Source organism: Bacillus sp. CR71 (assembly GCF_003429245.1).
In the GTDB taxonomy this organism is placed as follows: domain Bacteria; phylum Bacillota; class Bacilli; order Bacillales; family Bacillaceae_G; genus Bacillus_A; species Bacillus_A thuringiensis_S.
Genome location: NZ_CP031748.1, coordinates 4,140,286 through 4,141,731 on the forward strand (window position 1 = coordinate 4,140,286; position 1,446 = coordinate 4,141,731).

Consider the following 1,446-nt stretch of genomic DNA (forward strand, 5'->3'; position numbering starts at 1 on the left):
TGAACTGCACCCCAATTGTTAGACACAGTCTAACAATTGGAGGTGCAGTTTTTCTATGGCTAAATTTACAGCTGATGAAAAAATACAAATCGTTCTACGTTATTTGAACGGAAATGAAAGTTATCGAGAAATGGGTAGATCGCTCGGTATAAGTGACACAATCATTTTGAATTGGGTAAACCAATATAAACAGAATGGTCTGGAAGCTTTTCTAAAACGATGTACAAATTACACACAACAATTTAAACTAGACGTACTAAACTTTATGATTGAAAACGGTATGTCCTTATTTGAGACGGCAGCTATCTTTAATATTCCTGCCCCTTCAACGATTTCTGTTTGGAAAAAACAGCTCGAAACACAAGGAATTGATGCCCTTCAATCTAAGAAAAAGGGGCGTCCATCCATGAAAAAAGATTCAAATAAACAATTAAAACAACATTTAGCTGAGGGGTCAGTCGAAGCACTTGAAGCACGCATTAAACAGCTTGAGATGGAAAATGAGTACTTAAAAAAGTTAAATGCCTTAGTTCAAAACAAGGAAAAATCACAAAACAAGACAAAGCGCAAGTAATCTATGAATTAAGGCATAAATATTCGGTGAAGGCACTCGTGGAGCTAGCTACTATTCCTCGAAGCACGTATTATGATTTAGTAAAGAAAATGAATCGTCCAGATGTAGATGCCGATTTGAAAGCTGAGATTAAAGCGATTTATGAGGAAAATGAAGGTCGTTATGGTTACCGTCGCATTCGTGATGAATTAACGAATCGTGGCCAGAAAGTGAACCACAAGAAGGTTCAGCGCATTATGAAAGAGCTTGGGTTAAAGTGTGTTGTGCGTATGAAGAAATATAAATCCTATAAAGGAAAAGTCGGTAGAATTGCACCTAATATTTTAGAGCGTAATTTTCATACAGATGCACCGAATCAAAAGTGGGTAACAGACATCACAGAGTTTAAATTGTTTGGAGAAAAACTGTATGTATCACCTGTATTAGATTTGTATAATGGTGAAATTATTACCTATACAATTGGTTCTAGACCGACGTATTCGCTTGTTTCAGACATGTTAGAGAAAGCATTGGAACGTTTACCTGAAACGCACCAGCTACTGATGCATTCGGATCAAGGATGGCATTATCAAATGAGACAATACGTCCGTACACTAGAATCAAGAGCTATCGTCCAGAGTATGTCTCGAAAAGGCAACTGTTACGACAACGCAGTAATAGAAAATTTCTTTGGGATTATGAAATCGGAGTTCCTCTACATAAAAGAATTTGAAAATGTAGAGCACTTTAAAATAGAATTAGAAAAATATATAGATTATTATAATACGAAACGGATTAAGGCAAAATTAAAAATGAGCCCGGTACAATACCGGACTCACTTTTATCAAGCTGCCTAATCAAATAACCGTGTCTAACTTTTAGGGGTCACTTCA

At 36.2% G+C, this 1,446-nt stretch carries 1 protein-coding gene; it reads left to right on the forward strand.

Annotated features, from left to right (window positions below):
* The first annotated feature begins 55 nt into the window (after window positions 1–55).
* A protein-coding gene (locus DOS87_RS20680; RefSeq protein WP_208730123.1) for an IS3 family transposase occupies window positions 56–1,410 on the forward strand; the annotation gives its coding sequence in 2 pieces (ribosomal slippage) (window positions 56–509 and window positions 509–1,410; 1,356 coding nt in all).
* Window positions 1,411–1,446 lie beyond the last annotated feature (36 nt).